The 19,388-nt window shown below is 54.7% G+C and carries 17 protein-coding genes; 13 read left to right on the top strand and 4 right to left on the bottom strand.

Translation table 11 applies throughout. From position 1 onward, the window contains the following. The first annotated feature begins 14 nt into the window (after nt 1–14). The 9 genes from AC1Z3F_RS07565 to nrdR all read left to right on the top strand — a co-directional run bounded on the left by AC1Z3F_RS07565 (nt 15) and on the right by nrdR (nt 10,027). A complete protein-coding gene (locus AC1Z3F_RS07565; protein WP_483566889.1) occupies nt 15–737 on the top strand; it encodes a purine nucleoside phosphorylase YfiH/LACC1 family protein in 723 nt (240 codons plus the stop codon). Nucleotides 738–862: 125 nt separating this feature from the next. Further along, a complete protein-coding gene (locus AC1Z3F_RS07560; protein WP_131088554.1) occupies nt 863–1,417 on the top strand; it encodes a cell division protein SepF in 555 nt (184 codons plus the stop codon). Between the two features lie 22 nt (nt 1,418–1,439). Then, the gene (locus tag AC1Z3F_RS07555; RefSeq protein ID WP_131088553.1) at nt 1,440–1,736 is read left to right on the top strand and encodes a YggT family protein; all 297 of its coding nucleotides are present in this window, start codon (nt 1,440–1,442) and stop codon (nt 1,734–1,736) included. Nucleotides 1,737–1,965: 229 nt separating this feature from the next. Further along, nucleotides 1,966–2,739: a DivIVA domain-containing protein gene (locus AC1Z3F_RS07550; protein WP_444613684.1), complete on the top strand. Its 774-nt coding sequence runs from the start codon at nt 1,966–1,968 to the stop codon at nt 2,737–2,739. 109 nt (nt 2,740–2,848) lie between these two features. After that, nucleotides 2,849–3,418, top strand: coding sequence for a signal peptidase II (lspA, locus tag AC1Z3F_RS07545; protein WP_242632452.1), 570 nt, complete (start codon nt 2,849–2,851; stop codon nt 3,416–3,418). Then, nucleotides 3,418–4,359, top strand: a complete 942-nt coding sequence (locus tag AC1Z3F_RS07540) for an RluA family pseudouridine synthase (RefSeq protein WP_483566943.1) — start codon at nt 3,418–3,420, stop codon at nt 4,357–4,359. The genes lspA and AC1Z3F_RS07540 overlap by 1 nt, the downstream gene beginning before the upstream one ends. A 111-nt stretch (nt 4,360–4,470) precedes the next feature. Further along, on the top strand, nt 4,471–8,034 hold the full coding sequence (gene dnaE, locus AC1Z3F_RS07535) for a DNA polymerase III subunit alpha (RefSeq protein ID WP_444613682.1): 3,564 nt from the start codon (nt 4,471–4,473) through the stop codon (nt 8,032–8,034). 69 nt (nt 8,035–8,103) lie between these two features. Then, nucleotides 8,104–9,456, top strand: a complete 1,353-nt coding sequence (gene hisD / locus AC1Z3F_RS07530) for a histidinol dehydrogenase (RefSeq protein WP_262197437.1) — start codon at nt 8,104–8,106, stop codon at nt 9,454–9,456. An 82-nt stretch (nt 9,457–9,538) separates the two neighbouring features. Next, complete coding sequence (gene nrdR, locus AC1Z3F_RS07525) at nt 9,539–10,027, top strand: transcriptional regulator NrdR (RefSeq protein WP_131088548.1); 489 nt, start codon at nt 9,539–9,541, stop codon at nt 10,025–10,027. A gap of 80 nt (nt 10,028–10,107) precedes the next feature. Here nrdR and map read toward each other — a convergent pair whose 3' ends face one another. Then, nucleotides 10,108–10,983 carry a type I methionyl aminopeptidase gene (gene map, locus AC1Z3F_RS07520; RefSeq protein WP_131088547.1) on the bottom strand — a complete coding sequence of 292 codons (876 nt, stop codon included), beginning with the start codon at nt 10,981–10,983 and terminating at the stop codon, nt 10,108–10,110. A gap of 134 nt (nt 10,984–11,117) precedes the next feature. Here map and AC1Z3F_RS07515 point away from each other — a divergent pair, with 134 nt between their 5' ends. Next, entirely contained in the window at nt 11,118–11,312 is a 195-nt protein-coding gene (locus tag AC1Z3F_RS07515) for an SPOR domain-containing protein (protein ID WP_131088546.1), read from the top strand. 123 nt (nt 11,313–11,435) lie between these two features. Here the strand turns inward: AC1Z3F_RS07515 and panB are convergent, their stop codons facing one another. Then, nucleotides 11,436–12,272, bottom strand: coding sequence for a 3-methyl-2-oxobutanoate hydroxymethyltransferase (panB, locus tag AC1Z3F_RS07510; protein WP_131088545.1), 837 nt, complete (start codon nt 12,270–12,272; stop codon nt 11,436–11,438). A gap of 137 nt (nt 12,273–12,409) precedes the next feature. Between panB and glnA (AC1Z3F_RS07505) the strand changes: the two genes are divergently transcribed. Genes glnA (AC1Z3F_RS07505) through AC1Z3F_RS07495 form a run of 3 tightly spaced genes read left to right on the top strand, consistent with a single transcriptional unit; the run spans nt 12,410 to nt 17,328 of the window. Beyond that, a complete protein-coding gene (glnA, locus tag AC1Z3F_RS07505; RefSeq protein ID WP_131088544.1) occupies nt 12,410–13,750 on the top strand; it encodes a type I glutamate--ammonia ligase in 1,341 nt (446 codons plus the stop codon). A 53-nt stretch (nt 13,751–13,803) separates the two neighbouring features. Then, nucleotides 13,804–16,830, top strand: coding sequence for a bifunctional [glutamine synthetase] adenylyltransferase/[glutamine synthetase]-adenylyl-L-tyrosine phosphorylase (locus AC1Z3F_RS07500; RefSeq protein ID WP_262197440.1), 3,027 nt, complete (start codon nt 13,804–13,806; stop codon nt 16,828–16,830). A gap of 6 nt (nt 16,831–16,836) precedes the next feature. Continuing rightward, nucleotides 16,837–17,328 (top strand): DUF1990 domain-containing protein, encoded by a 492-nt coding sequence (locus tag AC1Z3F_RS07495; RefSeq protein WP_262197441.1) that lies wholly within the window; start codon nt 16,837–16,839, stop codon nt 17,326–17,328. Between the two features lie 33 nt (nt 17,329–17,361). On the opposite strand, the gene AC1Z3F_RS07490 is transcribed toward AC1Z3F_RS07495, so the two are convergent. After that, entirely contained in the window at nt 17,362–17,736 is a 375-nt protein-coding gene (locus tag AC1Z3F_RS07490; protein ID WP_483566888.1) for a hypothetical protein, read from the bottom strand. Between the two features lie 94 nt (nt 17,737–17,830). Continuing rightward, nucleotides 17,831–19,255: a type I glutamate--ammonia ligase gene (gene glnA, locus AC1Z3F_RS07485; RefSeq protein WP_131088540.1), complete on the bottom strand. Its 1,425-nt coding sequence runs from the start codon at nt 19,253–19,255 to the stop codon at nt 17,831–17,833. Between the last annotated feature and the right edge of the window lie 133 nt (nt 19,256–19,388).

Here is a 19,388-nt window from a genome sequence, read left to right as displayed (position 1 = left end):
CGAGAAGCTGAGCAGTGCTACATTTCACGTCGGACCTCGATCCGAGTATTCAGTTGGCGTTTACGTCGCAAGAAGAGGGAAACCTCGCCTTGCACGTGGATGACGATCCCCGCCTGGTAGCGGAGAATCGTAGCCGGTTGGAAGACTCGATCGGGGTTCGGCGTTTCTCGCTTAATTTCATGAACCAGGTGCACTCAGCCGATGTCTTCAAAGTGCAACCGGTGGAGCGTAGCTCATGGCTTGAACCGCCGGCACCTACTTGTGATGGATTGGTTGATCCTACGGGCAAGCAGCCATTGGCTGTAATGGTCGCTGATTGTCTTCCGGTGCTCTTTGTTGGCACAGATGCACAAGCTGATCGCACGTTCACCGCAGCAACGCATGCAGGACGTCGCGGACTGCTCGATAATATTCTCACTCGTACGGTCCAAGAGCTTCGGGCGTTAGGTGCAGATCAAATCGAAGCGATTATTGGACCTTCTATTTGCGGACGATGCTACGAAGTATCAACCGAAATGGCGGAGGAGTCCGAGTCGCTCCGGGCGGGTATTCGATCTGAAACTCGCTGGGGGAGTGCAGGACTTGATTTGCCGGCTTCGGCCGAACGAGAGCTTGTTGAGCTCGGGGTTCAGGTACGCCAAAGCGAGGTCTGTACCTTGGAAAACGAAAGCTATTATTCGTACCGTCGCACACCAAGTGCCGGGCGACTTGCTGGACTGATTTGGTCCGCAGCGTAGGCGTGCGCGACACACCGCGCGGAATTGAACGAATAAACGATGTCTGCAGAAATTTGTACGGTAGCGTCGGAGTAGCGGAAGCATGCAATGGGGTTGCATGCAAGGGATAAACGAGGAGAAACATCGTGGCTGACGGTCTACGTAAGGCAATGGTATATCTCGGCTTGGCGGACGCCGTCGAGCAAGAAGAAACCCAATCAGCATACTCCGAGCCTAAAAGCCAGGTGCGTGTTGTTGAGGATGCTGCTCCATCGCAGCGCCCTGCAGAAACCCCACGTCCGCAAGCTGTCGCAAGGCCAGCTGCAGCGCAATCACAAGCTAGAGAACCAGAGACGGAATACCGTGCTCCGGTCACCCCAATCAAGCGTGCCCCTTCAGTACGGGATGAGGATTCCGAATTGCGTCAGATTACAACCGTTCACCCACGTTCTTACAACGATGCCAAGATCATCGGTGAGAACTTCCGTGACGGAATCCCGGTGATTATGAACGTCACCGATATGGGCGAGACCGATGCCAAGCGCCTCGTTGATTTCTCCGCCGGACTCGTTTTCGCCTTGCACGGCTCAATCGAGCGCGTGACTAACAAGGTCTTCCTACTTTCTCCTTCAACCGTTGAGGTGCTGGGAGAAGACCACAAGAAGTCTGAAGCTCAGGCTACTTTCTTCAACCAAAGCTAAGAGCCCAGGAGCACACACACAAATGGTGTTCGGGATCATCTATCTCGCTTTAGCAATTCTGCAGATTCTACTGCTGATGCGAATTGTGCTGGATATTACTGAAAGCTTTGCTCGCCACTGGCAACCCAAAGGCATCGCATTGATTGCAGCTACTGCAATCGTGTCGATTACTGATCCTCCACTGCGCTGGTTGCGGAGGAGAATCAAACCACTAGATCTTGGCGGAATTCGTCTTGACCTGTCGTTTCTGCTGTTGTTCATCGTTGTAATGCTTGTCAAAGCAGTGGTGTACAGCGTAGGTACCAGTACAGGGATCTGATTAGGCGGTTTTCGTCTAGAACAGGGATTGTTCTGTGAGTCCAAACCCTGTAGATTCAAAGAATATGAGACACGAGCGTAAGCTTGATTTCGTATTTAGTGTCCAAATCGTTATATCCTTTAGGAAATAGTGCTCCGACTTCACCGGTCGCGACACTGACAACAAAGGTAAGTGTTTCGCAAGGCAAGACATGGTCGTGCGGAAATGATCCCAGTATTGAGGTGACCCAATGGCTTTAACGCCAGAAGACGTAGTCAATAAGCGGTTTCAGCCGACCAAGTTCCGTGAAGGCTATGACCAAGACGAGGTAGATGACTTCCTCGACGAGATCGTAGTGGAGCTGCGTCGCCTGACCGGTGAGAACGAAACTCTCCGCAGCCGACTTGCTGAGCTTGGTGAAGATGCCGGTTCGGTATCGAAGGAACAGACCGTTCCTGCACCAGTTTCGGCAGCTCCAGCAGCAAAGCCTGCTGAGGAGAAGAAGACCGAAACTAAGCCAGCAGAGCCAGCTAAGGCTGCAACTCCAGCTGCAAAGCCGGTTGTTGAAGAGAAGAAGGCTGAAGCAAAGCCTGCGGTTGCAGAGAAGCCAGCCGCAGCACCTGCTGCTGCTGCCGCTCCAGCACCTGCCGCTTCGACTGCATCAGCTGCCGCTGCAACTCCAGCAGCCGCTCCTCGTAGCGAATCCGCAGAGTCGGCAGCCAACGTGCTGTCGATGGCTCAGCGCTTGCACGATGAGTACGTTGCCTCCGGTGTTGAGCAGCGCGACAAGATCATCTCGGACGCAAAGACCGAGGCGAACACGCTGGTTACCTCTGCAGAGGAAAAGAGCCGCAAGACCTTGTCGGCTCTGGAACAGCAGAAGTCGGTTCTCGAACGTAAGCTTGAGCAGCTTCGTGGATTCGAGCGCGATTACCGTGCTCGCCTGAAGACCTACATCGAAGGACAGCTGCGTGACCTTGAGTCCCAGGGTTCGATCGATGCAGACGCAACCAAGTCGAACTAGTCGCTGACAGGTCAAAACCTGATCTAGCTATCTAGTAAGATCAACGGTGGTGCACGGATAATATCCGGGCACCACCGTTGACGTTTAAGAGGAATCAATAGGTATTACTGTGGACGCAGTTCAATCGGGGAACAAATCCCTGTCACCCAAAAAGTTTCTGGGCCTGGGCCTAGTTATTGCCCTGATCGCCTTGGTACTGGACCAAGTCGTGAAGATCGCGGTGGAGCAGAACATGCATCTTGGTGAATCATTTGAAGTCATTCCAGGCTTCTTGAGCATTCACTATATTTTGAACCCTGGTGCAGCATTCTCCATCGGAGAAAACTTCACCATCATCTTTGCCATACTCCAAGCAGCAGTAGCGGTCTTCGTCATTTACCTGCTCAGCCGCAAAGTACTAGTACGCAGCTGGGCGATCGCACTGGGCGCTTTGCTCGGCGGAGTCCTAGGGAATCTAGGGGACCGCATTTTCCGCGACCCAGCCTTTGGATTTGGTCACGTAGTAGACATGTTCTCCGTGAATCACTTCGCAATCTTCAATGTTGCCGACTCCTTTATCGTCTGTTCGATGATCGCCGTCGCTTATATGCTCATTCGCGGTCGAAACCTTGATGGAACCATCGGAGATTCGCCAGCAGAAGAGGACCACGGGTTGGATGAAACGGAGCCTAAGCCTTGATTTCCGCAGAGACGACAACGTATGAACTACTTGTGGACCCGGACGACGTAGGGGCACGGCTAGATGCCTACTTGGCACATAGCCTTCAGATTCCTCGAACGCTTGCTCTAAGCCTTTGCAAGGACTCACAGATACAAGTTAATGGCCGCACGGTTTCAAAAGCTGTGAAGCTTAAAGCCGGTGACCAGCTATATGTGACCATCCCGCCACAACGTGATCCATTAGAAATAAAGGTTGAGAAAGTGGAAGAGCTGAAGATCATCGCTGATGACGATGACTATGTAGTCATCGACAAGCCGGTCGGCGTAGCAGCCCATCCTTCTCCTGGGTGGGTTGGCCCCACTGTGGTGGGCGCTCTCATGGCGGAGGGCTACAACATTTCTACCTCGGGTGCAGCAGAGCGTCAGGGGATCGTTCACCGTCTGGACGTTGGAACCAGCGGACTGATGGTGGTCGCAAAGTCGGAGCGTGCCTATACCGCCCTGAAACGAGCTTTCAAGGAACGCACCCCAAAAAAGATCTATCACGCTGTCGTCCAAGGGTTACCTGATCCGCTGGAGGGCACCATCGATGCACCCATCGGACGCCACCCAGGGCATGACTGGAAGTTCGCCGTCCTTGAAGGCGGACGCCAATCGGTGACCCACTACAAGGTCATCGAAGCTTTTAGTCGTGCTTCACTGGTTGAAGTTCATTTGGAGACCGGTCGAACACACCAGATCCGTGTGCACTTCTCCGCCTTTGGACACCCCTGCGCCGGAGACCAAACCTACGGTGCAGATCCCAAGCTCGGGGCAGCTCTGGGCTTGACTCGGCAGTGGCTACATGCCAAGCGATTGGGCTTCAGTCACCCCGTGTCTGGGCAGTGGGTTGAATACGAAAGTGACTACCCAACAGACCTTGACGGTGCTCTTGAGTTGCTACGCGAAGGCGACTACTAAAGCAGATCGCATGGCACCTCGCCGTGCCAGAGGCAACCTGTCGGGATAACCACAGCCACCGGGTGGGCTGTGGTGACCCAAAGGGTCCCGAAGAGTCGTTAGACTGTTTGGGTGAGTGCTACACGCGACGGATTTGTTCATCTTCATACCCACACCGAATATTCCATGCTGGACGGTGCTGCCCGACTCGGCGAACTTTTTGCTGAGGCTAATCGTCAAGGCATGGAGTCCCTGGCGATTACGGATCACGGCTATCTCTTCGGGGCCTTCGACTTCTGGAGGCAAGCCACCGGCGCTGGGGTCAAGCCCATCATTGGCGTCGAAGCGTATGTCACTCCGGGCACTGCCCGTAACGATAAAACCCGTGTGAAGTGGCGTACCGACGAGTCGCAAAAAGGCGACGACGTTTCCGGTGGTGGTCTGTATAACCACATGACGCTCCTGTCCTATAACAACGTAGGCATGAACAACCTCTTTAAAGGTTCATCGCGGGCATCACTAGACTCCGTATTTGGTAAATACCCACGCTGGGATCGAGAGCTTCTCAACGAACACCACGAAGGCATTATCGCCACCACCGGTTGCCCTTCGGGTGAAGTGCAAACCAAATTGCGTCTGGGCCAGTACGACGCAGCCAAAGCTGCAGCTGCTGAGCTGCAAGATCTTTTTGGTAAAGAGAACTACTTCTGCGAGATCATGGACCACGGGCTGGAAATCGAGCGGCGCATTACCAAGGACTTGCTTCGTCTTGCCAAAGAACTGGACATTCCGCTCGTTGCCACCAACGACCTGCACTACACCCATGAAGAAGACGCTAAGGCTCACGAAGCCTTGCTGGCCATCAACTCGGGCTCGACCCTTGATGAGCCGACCTATGATCAAGGCGGTAGCCGCTTTGCGTTCTCCGGCACCGGCTACTACCTCAAGAGTGCGCGAGAAATGCGCGAACTTTTCAAGGAATTCCCCGAAGCCTGTGACAACACCCTAGCTATCGCAGACCGCGTTGAAGTCGACTTTGATACCAACGCCAACTACATGCCAAAGTTCCCGTGCCCGCCAGGCGAGGATGAAACCAGCTGGCTGATCAAGGAAGTCGACAGGGGTCTTCACTACCGGTACCCGGACGGAATTCCCGAAGCTTCACGCAAGCAGGCGGACTACGAGCTTGATGTCATCATCAAGATGGGTTTCCCGGGTTACTTCCTGGTTGTTGCGGACTTCATCAACTGGTCCAAGAGCAACGGAATTCGCGTTGGTCCAGGACGTGGTTCTGGTGCAGGTTCGATGGTTGCTTACGCTATGCGTATTACGGACTTGGACCCGCTGGTCCATGGTTTGATCTTCGAGCGTTTCTTGAACCCTGAACGTGTTTCCATGCCCGACTTCGACGTCGACTTCGATGATCGCCGCCGTTCTGAGGTCATCAAGTACGTGACCGAGAAGTATGGCGATGAACGTGTATCCATGATCGTTACCTATGGTTCGATCAAGACCAAACAGGCGCTGAAGGATTCCTCGCGTGTGCTGGGCTATCCCTTCAGCATGGGTGAAACCCTAACCAAGGCCCTACCGCCAGCGGTGATGGCCAAGGATATTGCCCTGAACGATATTGAAAACCCCGAAGCTAAGCGTTATTCCGAAGCTGGGGATTTCCGTAACCTGGTCGCTAATGACCCGGAAGCTGCCCGCGTCTTTGAAACTGCCAAGGGCCTTGAAGGTCTAAAGCGACAATGGGGCGTGCACGCGGCCGGCGTCATCATGAGTTCTGATCCCATCATTGATGTGGTCCCAATTATGCGCCGTATCCAAGACGGACAGGTCATCACGCAGTTCGATTACCCAACCTGTGAAGGCCTAGGCCTGATCAAGATGGACTTCTTGGGTCTGCGTAACCTCACCATCATTTCCGATGCTTTGGAAAACGTCCGGTACAACACCGGCGACGAAATCGATCTGGAAACCCTGGGCATTGAAGATGTCGAGGCTTATAACCTGCTAGCTCGCGGTGACACGCTAGGCGTGTTCCAGCTTGATGGCGGTCCGATGCGCTCGCTGCTGAAAATGATGCGCCCGGATAACTTTGAAGACATCTCCGCAGTTATCGCGCTTTACCGTCCAGGCCCCATGGGTGCTAACTCGCACACCAACTATGCCTTGCGCAAAACGGGTCTGCAGGAAGTTACCCCGATCCACCCTGAGCTTGAAGAGCCACTGGCCGATATCCTCGGTGGAACCTATGGCCTGATCGTTTACCAAGAGCAGGTTATGGCGATCGCGCAGAAGCTGGCCGGGTACTCCCTGGGTCAGGCAGATATTTTGCGCCGTGCCATGGGTAAAAAGAAGAAGTCTGAACTGGATAAGCAGTTTGCAGGCTTCAAACAGGGTATGAACGACAACGGGTATTCCGACGCTGCTGTGAAGACGCTGTGGGATATTCTGCTTCCATTCTCGGACTACGCCTTCAACAAAGCCCACTCGGCCGCCTATGGTGTGGTTTCCTACTGGACCGCATACCTCAAAGCGCATTACCCTGCCGAATACATGGCGGCGCTGCTGACCTCGGTTGGTGACGACAAAGACAAGCTTGCGCTGTACCTGAACGAATGTCGCCACATCGGCATCACCGTTTTGCCACCGGATGTTAACGAATCGGCGCTGAACTTTACCCCAGTGGGTAAGGACATCCGCTTTGGTATGGGCGCTATTCGAAACGTTGGTACCAACGCCGTGGCCGGCATCGTCGAGGCCCGTAAAGAAAAGGGAAACTACAACGACTTCAGTGACTTCCTGAGCAAGGTTCCAGCAGTAGTTTGCAACAAGCGAACCATTGAATCACTGATCAAAGCCGGCGCCTTTGACTCGCTGAAGCATCCGCGTCGAGCCCTGGTAGCGATCCACGAAGAAGCCGTCGACTCGGTGATTCAGGTGAAGCGCAACGAAGCAGCCAACCAGTTTGACCTCTTCAGTGCGTTGGGTTCTGACGAAGCTTCAGAATCGATGAATGTTGCCATCCCAGACCTGCCGGACTGGGACAAGAAGGAAAAGCTCGCCTACGAGCGTGACATGCTCGGACTATACGTATCTGATCACCCGTTGCAGGGTTTGGGCTCAGCGCTTGACCAATATGCGGATATGCCTGTCACCCACGTACTTTCTGATGATGGACCTCAAGATGGGCACATCATTTCCATCGCGGGCATGATTTCCGGATTGCAGCGTCGAATTGCCAAGAAGAGTGGCAACCCGTACGCGCGCTGTGAAATCGAAGATCTTTCGGGCTCGATGGAAGTGATGTTCTTCGGGCAGGCCTACCAGCCGATTGCCGAGATCCTGGCCGATGACCTGCTCGTGGTCATCAAGGGACGCGTCCAGCGACGCGATGATGGATCAATCACGCTCAACGCACAAGAGATGATGATCCCGGAAATTTCCGAGGACGCCAACGGCGGTCCAGTGGTCATTGGCATTCCAACGCACAAGGCTACTGAATCACTGGTGCAACGACTGGGCGATGTACTTCGCACCCATAGTGGCAATACCGAAGTGCGCGTTAAGCTCACCGGTAGCCGCGGTACCTCATTGATGCGACTGGGAATGAACTTCCGAGTTAATCCGAATCCAGCCCTGTTTGGGGACCTCAAGGTGCTGCTCGGCCCGCATTGTTTGGACGTGTAAGCACAGTTTTAGTGACCGGGTGAGGTAATCAATAAAACCTCGCCCGGTCATCGGCGTTAAGCTTGATGTGTGAGCACTATTGAAGACACCGAATTTTCAGACCTCGCCACTATCGACTGGCGCAATGAAACCCTGAGCTATGCGCAGCTCAAGGCACACCTTCCACGCCCCGAAATGAACACGCAGACGGCAACCGTTGCGGTTCAAGGCATCATCGATGACGTTCGAGCTCGTGGCATGGAAACGCTCAAGGAGCTTGCCAAGCGCTTTGATCATGTGGAACTGGAACACACCCGCGTGCCACAGCATGAGCTGGATCGAGCTCTTGCAGAACTGGATCCTCTGGTTCGTGAAGCACTGGAAGAATCCATCGCTCGCGCACGCGTCTTTGCTGCTGCCCAGCGCCCGCAGGATACCGAGGTCGGTTACTCAAATGGTGCCACCGTCACCCAACGCTGGGTTGCTGTACGTCGTGTAGGACTCTACGTACCTGGTGGTCTTGCGGTGTACCCATCGTCAGTCATTATGAATACCGTGCCGGCGCAGGCCGCAGGGGTTAGTTCACTAGCTTTGGCCAGCCCACCACAAAAAGAATTTGGTGGCTTGCCACACCCAACCATCTTGGCTGCAGCTAAGTTGCTGGGCATTGATGAGGTTCACGCAATGGGTGGTGCCCAAGCTGTTGCGGCTTTCGCCTATGGTGTGGAGGTTGAAAATGATCAACGCGGTGGTATCGAACCTGTTGACGTGATTTCCGGTCCGGGCAACGTTTTTGTCGCTACCGCAAAGCGACTGGTTAAGGGTGTTGTGGGTATCGACGCCGAGGCTGGTCCTACGGAAATTGCGATCTTGGCTGATGACACCGCCAGTGCAAAGTTTGTTGCTGCCGACATGATCTCGCAGGCTGAACACGACGCTAACGCGGCAGCAGTATTGATTACTGATTCCGAAAAGTTGGCCAGTGCAGTTCGTGGTGAACTAGTAGGCCAGGTAGCGAACACCAAGCACTCGCAGCGAGTCCGTGAGGCACTGTCGGGAACCCAGTCCGCCATTATCCTGATCAAGGATTTGGAACAGGGCATTGAAGTTGCCAACGCTTACGCGGCCGAACACCTCGAAATCATGGTGCAGGATCCGCAAGCCACGGCAGCGCGCATTACCGCGGCCGGCGCCGTATTTGTCGGTTCCTACGCGCCAGTGTCTTTGGGGGACTACTGCGCCGGTTCGAATCACGTACTGCCTACCAACGGCACCGCTGTCCACGCATCGGGACTGAACGTGAATACCTTCTTAAAAGCTATTCAGGTCATTAATTACAGCGAGGCCGCGCTGAGCGATGTCGCTGCCCACGTGATCAATCTGGCCAACGCGGAGGACCTACCAGCGCACGGTGACGCGGTAGCAGTACGAAACGCTCATTAGGCGCTAAACTTGTATGTGACATGAGTGGATTCTCGTCGCCCGCGTAATCGAGAATGCTTCACTGGCCAAAGACGGAGGTGCCATGAATTGCCCGTATTGCCGTAACGCAGATTCCCGCGTGGTCGACAGCCGAGTTGCTGACGACGGCGTGTCAATCCGTCGCCGTCGCCAGTGCACAGCGTGTTCTCGACGCTTCACCACCACCGAGACCGCGAGCTTGAGTGTTCTTAAGCAGTCAGGTGCTGTGGAACCGTTCTCCCGCAACAAGGTGATCAATGGTGTGCGTAAGGCTTGCCAAGGGCGCCCAGTTACTGACCACGACCTTGCCGTTCTGGCACAGGAAGTGGAAGAGGCCGTGCGTACCTCAGGTGCGGCAGAAATTCCTGCGCACCAGGTTGGGCTTGCAATTTTGGAGCCGCTCTCGCGTTTGGACGAAGTGGCTTACCTGCGCTTTGCCAGTGTTTATCACAACTTCCAGTCGCTCTCGGACTTCGAAAGCGCCATTGGACGTCTGCGCGATCGACGAAGTACTACGCCTCAGGGTACTCAGCGTCCATTGACCGCAGAATAGACTCAACGCTTATTAACGCGAATGCCGGTATTCAAACCTTGGTTTGAATACCGGCATTCGCTTTTTCTTAGACAGAGACCTTACGGCAGGGTTAGGATCTCTGCACCGTCGTCGGTCACCAGCAGCGTGTGCTCAAACTGAGCGGTGCGCTTCTTGTCCTTGGTGGTGACAGTCCAATCATCGGCCCACATATCCCAGTCAATGGTGCCCAAGGTCAACATTGGCTCGATGGTGAAGACCATGCCCGGCTCAATCAACGTGTTGTAGGCAGGAGCCGCATCATAGTGCGGGATGATCAGGCCGGAGTGGAAGGATTCGCCCACACCGTGGCCGGTAAAGTCTTTGACAACCCCGTAGCCAAACCGCTTGGCGTAGGTCTCGATACTGCGGCCAATGACGTTGATTTCACGTCCTGGCATCACAGCCTTGATGGCACGCTTGAGTGAATTTTCAGTGCGTTCTACCAATAGACGCGATTCTTCATCAACGTCACCAACGAGGAATGTCGCGTTGTTATCGCCGTGAACTCCACCAATGTACGCAGTGATATCAATGTTGATGATGTCACCATCTTGCAGCACGGTGGTATCAGGGATGCCATGGCAGATGACTTCGTTCAGTGAGGAGCAAAGGGACTTGGGGAAGCCGCGGTAACCCAAGGTGGATGGGTAAGCGTTGTGGTCCATGAGGAACTCGTGACCGAGTCGGTCCAGCGCATCGGTGGTAATTCCGGGCTGGCAGGCCTTACCAACTTCTTCAAGAGCTTGAGCCGCAATTCGAGAAGCAACACGGATACGTTCGATAACCTCGGGGCTCTTCACTTCTGAAGCGGAGTTCTCCGAAGGCTCTTTTTTGCCAACGTACTCAGGCCGTTCGATGTGTTTGGGCACCGGAAGCTCGGGGGAGACGGTGCCAGCGGTCAAGTTTCCAATTGGTGCAGTTGCAGCAGTAGCCATGAAACTAATTCTAGCTTCATGCAGGTTTTAGCCTGGCGCGTTTCTGGCCAACTTGTAGGTGGTGTTCCACCTATTTTCTGGTTGGTGGGCTAACGTGTAAGTGGACGTACGAACCTAGAATTAAGGAGTTTGCGATGAGTTCAGCTGGCACCCCTGATGAAGGACAATACTGGTACAACGTTTCCACCAAGAGCGTGGAAAAGGGACCACAGTCTGATTGGTCGCAGTTGTTGGGCCCTTACGAAACTGCTGCCGAAGCCGAAGCTGCTATGACCAAGGTGCAGGCACGCAACGAAGCGTGGGACGAATCCGAGGAAGACGAGCAGTAGTCGTTCGCTCCTAACGGATGCAGCGATCGTGCACGACTAAGGCGGTGGCGGAACAAGTGAGTAATCACCTGTTCCGCCATCGCCTTAGTTAGTTCTAGGCATAGATAGTTCTAGGCCGCGATACTACTCTTTGAATTCGTATTCATCGGACGGGAATGATCCGTTCAGGACGTCCTGGTGGTACTCGCTGACAGCCTGTCCAACTACGCTGCGAAGATCTGCATACTTTTTGACGAAGCGCGGAGTGCGTCGCTCACCTAGGCCCAGCATGTCCTGCCACACCAATACCTGTCCGGTAGTGGCTGAACCGGCGCCAATGCCGACGGTCGGGACGCGCAACGCGGCATCAACTTGCGCTGCCGCATCACTTGGCACCATTTCGATGAGGATGGCAAAAGCTCCAGCGTCTTGGAAAGCCAATGCATCGGTTTTCATCTGTTCCACAGCATCACCGCGACCTTGTACGCGGTAACCACCCAATGCGTGCTCTGCTTGCGGGGTGAAACCGATATGACCGATGACCGGAACGCCAGCGAGGACCATGGCTTTCACATGTGCAGCGTACTGCGCGGTTCCCTCCATCTTCACGGCGTGGGCGCCGCCCTCTTTCAAAAGCCGCACTGCGGACTCGACGGCCTGTGCGGGGGATTGCTCGTAACTTCCGAAAGGCAGATCGGCGACAACCATGGCACGTTTGGTGCCGTTGGCAACGGCCTTGGTGAACACCAACATTTCATCCAGCGTGATCGGCAACGTTGAACTGTAGCCAAGCACGGTATTTGCTGCAGAATCGCCAACCAGCAGGATCTCAATTCCTGCTGAATCAAAAATTTCGGCCATCATTACGTCATAGGCAGTTAACATCGCGAATTTTTCGCCGCGATCTTTTGCCTGCTGAAGGTGATGAATTCGGATGCGGGACGGGCCTTTATCAGGATTCCCTAGGTATGGTTGAGGCATAAAATGACTTTATCGCACTTGGACTGGGCGATGCTTGTCCATCGGCCCGGCCGGAACCGATATAGTGTTGCCACAGGTCAATTTTTCTTACCGGCCGTGATCAGGTCCGGATATCAGAAATCCAAAGGTGGTGGATAATGGATCGTCAGCAGGAATTTGTGCTGCGCACCATTGAAGAACGTGACGTTCGATTTGTGCGAATGTGGTTTACCGACGTAGTTGGTTCACTGAAATCCGTTGCGTTGGCGCCTGCTGAAGTTGAAGACGCCTTTGAAGAGGGTCTGGGCTTCGACGGTTCTTCAATTGACGGCCTGTCACGAATCTCAGAATCCGACATGTTGCTTCAGCCGGATCCATCAACCTTCCAGATCTTGCCATGGCGCGGTGAAGTCGAACCGACTTCCCGAATGTTCTGCGACATCCTGACCCCAGAAGGTCAGCCGTCCAACGCGGATCCTCGTCAGGTTCTCAAGCGACAGCTCACCGAAGCGTCCAACATGGGCTTCACCTGCTATACGCACCCTGAAATTGAGTTTTACCTCCTCAAGGACGATCAGCTTGACGCCAATGGGCGTCCGCAGCCAATCGACACCGGTGGCTACTTTGACCACGTGCCGGATGGCGTTGGCCAGGACTTCCGCCGTGCTTCGGTAACGACGCTTGAAGCTTTGGGTATTTCCGTAGAGTTCTCGCACCACGAGACCGGCCCAGGCCAGAACGAAATCGACCTTCGTTACGCGGACGCATTGCAGACTGCAGATAACATCATGACCTTCCGTACCGTCATCAAAGAGATGGCGATGCAAAAGGGCATTCACGCAACCTTCATGCCGAAGCCGTTCTCAGAACATCCAGGTAGCGGCATGCACACTCACTTCTCGCTCTTTGAAGGAGACAGCAATGCCTTCTTCGAAGCCGGTCGTGAATACCAGCTCTCTGACGTAGCACGCTCGTTTATTGCGGGTATTTTGCACCACGCACCAGAGATGACCGCGGTGACCAACCAGTACGTGAACTCGTACAAGCGCCTGTGGGGCGGGGGAGAAGCTCCGAGCCACCGCTCGTGGGGTCACAACAACCGTTCGGCACTGCTACGCGTTCCGCTGTACAAGCCAGGCAAGGGTCAGAGCGCTCGCGTTGAATACCGTGGCATTGACTCGGCAGCCAACCCATACCTCGCCTACGCTTGCCTGCTTGGTGCAGGTCTGAAGGGTATCCGCGACGGCTATGAGCTGGAGGAGCCAACCGAAGATGACGTGTGGAACCTGTCCACCGCAGAACGTCGCGCCTCAGGGCACGTCCCGCTGCCAGGTAGCTTGCACGAAGCACTGCGCGTGATGGAGGAATCCGAGCTGATGGCCGAGATCCTCGGCGAGCAGGTTTTCAACTCCTTCATCTCTAACAAAAAAGCTGAATGGGAAGAATACCGTCAGGTAGTCACCCCGTTTGAGCTCACCAAGAATCTGAGTACCCTCTAGAGAAATCGCCGCGTGCTTGCACGCGGCGATTTGTGGAAGACATAAGAATCACCATGCCAGACGTATCCTCACGATCATTGATCAACGCTGGTTTCAGCGATATCGAACGGGCCAAAAAGTTCCTGCAATCACCGGAGCTCGCCCCGATTGATCCGAAGCTGATCGTGAGCAAGATGGCCCATGCTCCAGATCCTGATCAGTCATTGCTCTTGGCGTTGCGCTTAGTGGATCGTCATCCCGAGGCAATCAAGATTTTCTCGGATCCTGAAACCTGCCAGGGCTTGGTTAGACTGCTTGGCAGTTCGTCAGCGCTTGGTGAGTTCCTGATTCGTTGTCCCGAGGCACTGGAGACGGTGCGCACTGCGCCTTCCACTGAGTTTGAGCAAGCTACGCCTGAACATCTAGTGGAGAGCATGCTGGCATCAATTGATGCCAAGCGTACAACCGGTGGTCACTGGGTTTCCTCATTCACTGGAGCCGAGGGCCGCCAGCGATTGCGCACCAGTTACCGCAAGGCATTACTTGCGCTAGCCCATCGAGATCTTGGAGCCAGCAACCCGCAACGGATCCTACCCAACGTGGCCGCCGAATTAGCCGATATGGCTGGGGCTGCATTGGAAGGCGCGCTGGCTATAGCCCGCGCTGAAGCTGCCGAACAGTACGATGCGCAAGACGTGGACCGCGTGAAGGTCTCCATCATTGGGATGGGTAAATGTGGCGCTCGCGAACTGAACTACATCTCTGATGTGGACGTCATTTATGTGCACGGTTCTGCCCCGGGTATCGAAGATGATCTAGCTTCCGCTATCGCCACGGTCCTGTGCGGCAATACCGCACGAGCTTTGATGGTTCCGGGCCCGGAACCAATGCTCTGGGAAGTCGACGCCAACCTGCGTCCCGAAGGCAAAGACGGCGCGCTAACCCGCACCTTGTCATCCCACGAGGCTTACTATCGTCGCTGGGCTCATTCTTGGGAATTCCAGGCACTGCTCAAGGCCCGTTGCATTGCCGGGGACCAGGAGTTGGGTCGCTCTTATGAGCGCATGGTTTCCCCCATGGTGTGGTCTAGCTCAGAGCGTGATGGATTTGTTGAATCAGTTCAGGCGATGCGTCGACGAGTCAGCGACAATATTTCCAAAGATGATATTGTCTGGCAGATCAAGCTCGGTCCTGGCGGATTGCGCGACGTGGAATTCACCGTGCAGTTGCTGCAGCTGGTGCATGGGCGAGTCGACCGGGACATTCAAATTCCGACGACCACACTAGCAATTCACGCACTAAGCCATATTGGTTACATTGGCCGTGAAGATGCGACAAACTTTGATGATTCCTACCGCTTTTTACGTTTATTAGAGCACCGTATCCAGCTCAGCCAGCTACGCCGTACGCACCTAATGCCACGGGCCGAATCTGCGCAGCGAATTCTGGCGCGCTCCATTCGAGGCGCAGGGGACCTTCAGCCGACCAGCCCAGAAAAGTTGATGCGCCGCTGGAACGAGACCAAGCGTATGGTGCGTTCGCTTCATGAGCGCATCTTCTACCGTCCACTGTTGGTCAGCGCCTCCAACCTCTCCGCTGATGACGTCAGGCTGACTGCCGAGTCGGCCCAAGCACGCTTGCGTGCACTAGGTTATCTTGACCCTAAAGCCGCTATGCGCCACATTGAGGCGTTGACCGGTGGAGTGTCGCGCAGGTCCTCGCTGCAACGACAGCTGCTACCGGTGCTCTTGGACTGGTTTGCTCGTGGTGTTGACCCTGACGCGGGGTTACTTGGATTCCGCCGGCTCAGTGAATCCTTAGGCAAGACGCACTGGTTCTTGGGCATGCTGCGTGATACCAACGCCGCAGCCGAGCGCCTGAGCCATTTATTGTCCAACACCCGCTTCCTGACGGACCTGCTTGCCAATGAGCCTGCAGCGGCCGCCTGGCTGGGTTCGGATGCATCCTTGGCACCGCAGAGCCTTGAGAGTCTCTTACAGCAAAACCAGTCGATCATTCATCGCACCAAGCAGCCAGAGAGCGCAATCAGAATGATCCGCATGGTGCGCCGACGTGAGTTCCTACGTGTGGCTCTGGCCGATGGCGCAGGACTGCTCACGGTTGACGAGGTCGGTCAGGCACTGTCGAACATCGATGGAGCGATGATTGACGGCGTGCTAAGGGTTCTGTTGAGCGCGGATCAAGAAAAGCACGGTGAGCAGGCGGTTATTTCGGTCATTGCGATGGGTCGACAAGGTGGTCGAGAAATTGGTTATGGATCTGACGCAGATGTCCTATTTGTCCAGCGTTCCGTTCCTGGTGCGCCAGCTCAAGCTGCTCAGGAACAAGCACTGCGAGTAGTCACTGAGTTGATCTCGTGGACCTCGAAGCCGCTGAAGCCAGCAATTCCTGCTGAGGTAAAACTCAAGGTGGATTCTGACCTTCGTCCCGAAGGACGACAGGGGATCTTGGTGCGTTCCATCGACGCCTACGCTTCCTACTACGCACGATGGGCAGAAGTATGGGAACGCCAAGCTTTGCAAAGAGCGCGTCCCTTCGCTGGCGATGCTGAGCTGGCAGACGACTTTATCGCGTTGATCAAACCTGTTCGCTACGGCAAGGGACTGGAAGAGAGCGAAATTCGCGACATTCGTAAGATCAAAGCACGTGTTGAATCTGAACGACTTCCTCGCGGTGCAGATCCCAACCGGCATCTAAAATTGGGTCGCGGTTCACTGTCGGATATTGAATGGCTGGTGCAGTTCTATCAGCTGCAGTATGCCTGGCAGCACGAGTCGCTGCGCACAACCTCAACCTTGAAGGCACTAGAAGAGCTGGCAAAGATTGAACTGATCACGGAAGATGATGCTGAACAGTTGGCGAATGCCTGGCGTTTAGCCACGCGTATTCGTAGCGCTGAGATCATTACCTCCGGGCGTTCAAGCGATGTTCTGCCAAGCTCGTCGCGGGACATGGAAGCCGTGGCCCGCTGGTGTGGTTACGAGCCGCACTTCGGTGTAGAGCTCGAAGAAGATTACCTTAGGGCTACTCGTCACGCGCGAAGTATTTTTGAACTGCTCTTCTACGGTTTTGAAGACTAGCTCAAAGTGTCTTTGACCCAGATCCAACTGAATCAGTGGACAACTGCTTCGGCCGGCTATCGACGCTGGGAACGCAAGGTCTATCTTGGCTCTGGTGAAACGCTCTGGGAACGCAGTTGTGATGCTTTACTTCACTGGGAAATCAAGACACGAAGCGGGTTTGCCGTTACCGGGCAACCACGAGTAGCTATCGGTGCACACCCTGAATTACGTGTCAGGCTGGGACCGATGAGCATCGACGAACCTATCGAAGTCGTGGATGTCATCGAGGAAAGCTCACGTGTTGGCTTTGCCTATAAGACGCTGTCAGGCCATCCTGTCAGTGGGGAAGAGGCGTTCATTCTCGTTCGTGAACAGGCCGGCATCTTCCTAGTGATCCGCTCACTGACAGCGCCATCAGATCGACTGCGCTGGCGAACGATCTTCCCGTTCCTGTTGATTGCGCAGAAGTACACACGCCGTCGCTACGCCACAGCGTTGCTTAGAGAACCTTCATAGGTCAGAGGGGAGTAGGGGCAAAAGCCTCTTTGGCTACCGGTGGCTTTTTATTGTAACTGTGAGCCTTTGCTCCACGTCTGGCCACATCACGTGGATCCGTTCGGTAGCTTCCAAAGCTTTGACTCGCAGAGCGTTAGCCAACACAATGCCGAGAGGTGAGACCTCTAGGATTGTGAGTTCTTCTGTCTTCTCTTGTTCTTGAGCATCAAGTCTCCAGTTACTCATCAGCTCAGCGATGCCGCGTTCTTCCAAAAGGTATTCAGCTGCAGAATATTCGTGTGGTTCAGCGATTGCGTGTCCCAAGATATTGCGGGGGATCACTAGAGAGTAGTCGGGCGTGACAGGTTGGAGGTAGCCTACCGTCTCGCCGTCTTCACGTTGTACGCTCACCCAATCGGAAATATCCATGTTTACAGACTAACAATGACAAAAAGCTGGGTCCCACCAAAAGTGGTGGGACCCAGCTTCGACTAATCAGTCTGCCCTTATGGCAGGAGCGTGATTAGCAGCCGTAGTACAGGTCGAACTCGTATGGGTTCGGACGCAGGCTCAGTGGCTTGATTTCGTTTTCGCGCTTGTACTCAACCCAGGTGCTGATCAGGTCTTCGGTGAATACTCCACCTTCGAGCAAGAACTCGTGATCTGCTTCCAGTGCCTTCAGGGCCTCTTCAAGGCTCTCGGGTGCACGCTGGATGTCCTTGGCTTCTTCTGCTGGAAGCTCGTAGAGATCCTTATCGATTGGCTCAGCTGGCTCAATACGGTTCTTGATGCCGTCCAGGCCTGCCATCAGCTGTGCAGCGAATGCCAAGTATGGGTTTGAGGAAGCATCTGGTGCGCGGAACTCGATGCGCTTTGCCTTAGGGTTCGAACCGGTGATTGGGATACGGATACCAGCCGAGCGGTTACCCTGCGAGTAAACCATGTTCACTGGAGCTTCGAAGCCCTTGACCAGACGACGGTAGGAGTTCACGGTTGGGTTGGTGAATGCAAGCACAGCAGATGCGTGCTTCAGCAGGCCACCGATGTACCAGCGAGCAACGTCGGACAGGCCAGCGTAGCCCTTCTCGTCGTAGAACAGTGGCTCGCCACCGGTCCACAGCGACTGGTGAACGTGCATGCCCGAACCGTTGTCGCCGAAGACTGGCTTTGGCATGAAGGTTGCGGACTTGCCCCAAGCATCGGCTACGTTCTTGACGACGTACTTGAAGAGCATCAGTTCGTCAGCAGCGTGAACCATGGTGTTGAACTTGTAGTTGATCTCAGCCTGGCCGGCTGCGCCAACTTCGTGGTGGCTACGCTCAACTTCGAGGCCAGCCTTGTCCAGCTCAACGCAGATAGCGTCACGCAGGTCAGCCTGTTTGTCAGTTGGAGCAACTGGGAAGTAACCGCCCTTGAAGGCAGTCTTGTAACCCTGGTTGCCACCCTCTTCCTTGCGGCCGGTGTTCCATGGAGCTTCGTCAGAATCGATCTTGTAGAACGCGCCTTCTGGCTTCGATTCGTAACGAACATCTTCGAAGATGAAGAATTCAGCTTCTGGAGCGAAGAATGCGGTGTCAGCAATGCCGGTCGACTCGAGGTAAGCCTCGGCACGCTCTGCAACGCCACGTGGGTCACGGTGGTAAGGCTCACCGGTACGTGGGTTGATGATGGAGAAGTTGAAAGCCAAGGTCTTCTCGATACGGAATGGATCGATGAAGCCGGTGGTGACATCTGGGATCAACTGCATGTCTGATTCAGAGATGCCAGCGAAGCCGCGGATGGAAGAACCATCAAAAAGCTGGCCGTTGACGAAGAAGTCGGCGTCTACGGACTTTGCAGGCACGTTGAAGTGCTGCTGTACGCCTGGCAGGTCGGTGAAACGGATATCGACGAACTTGATGTCCTCATCGGCAATATATGCCAAGACTTCTTCTGGACTGGTAAACATGTGCAGGTGACTCCCTGGTGAGATATGAGTTTTGGTAAACAGAACGATCAGACGGGATGGCCCCGCTGGTTCCCTTGCTTACATATAGAGCTTACCCACAATCCGTTTCTGAATGGTGTCTCTATTGTTTCCA

This window comes from Glutamicibacter sp. MOO4, assembly GCF_056934395.1.
This window is presented reverse-complemented; position numbering and strand designations above follow the sequence as displayed.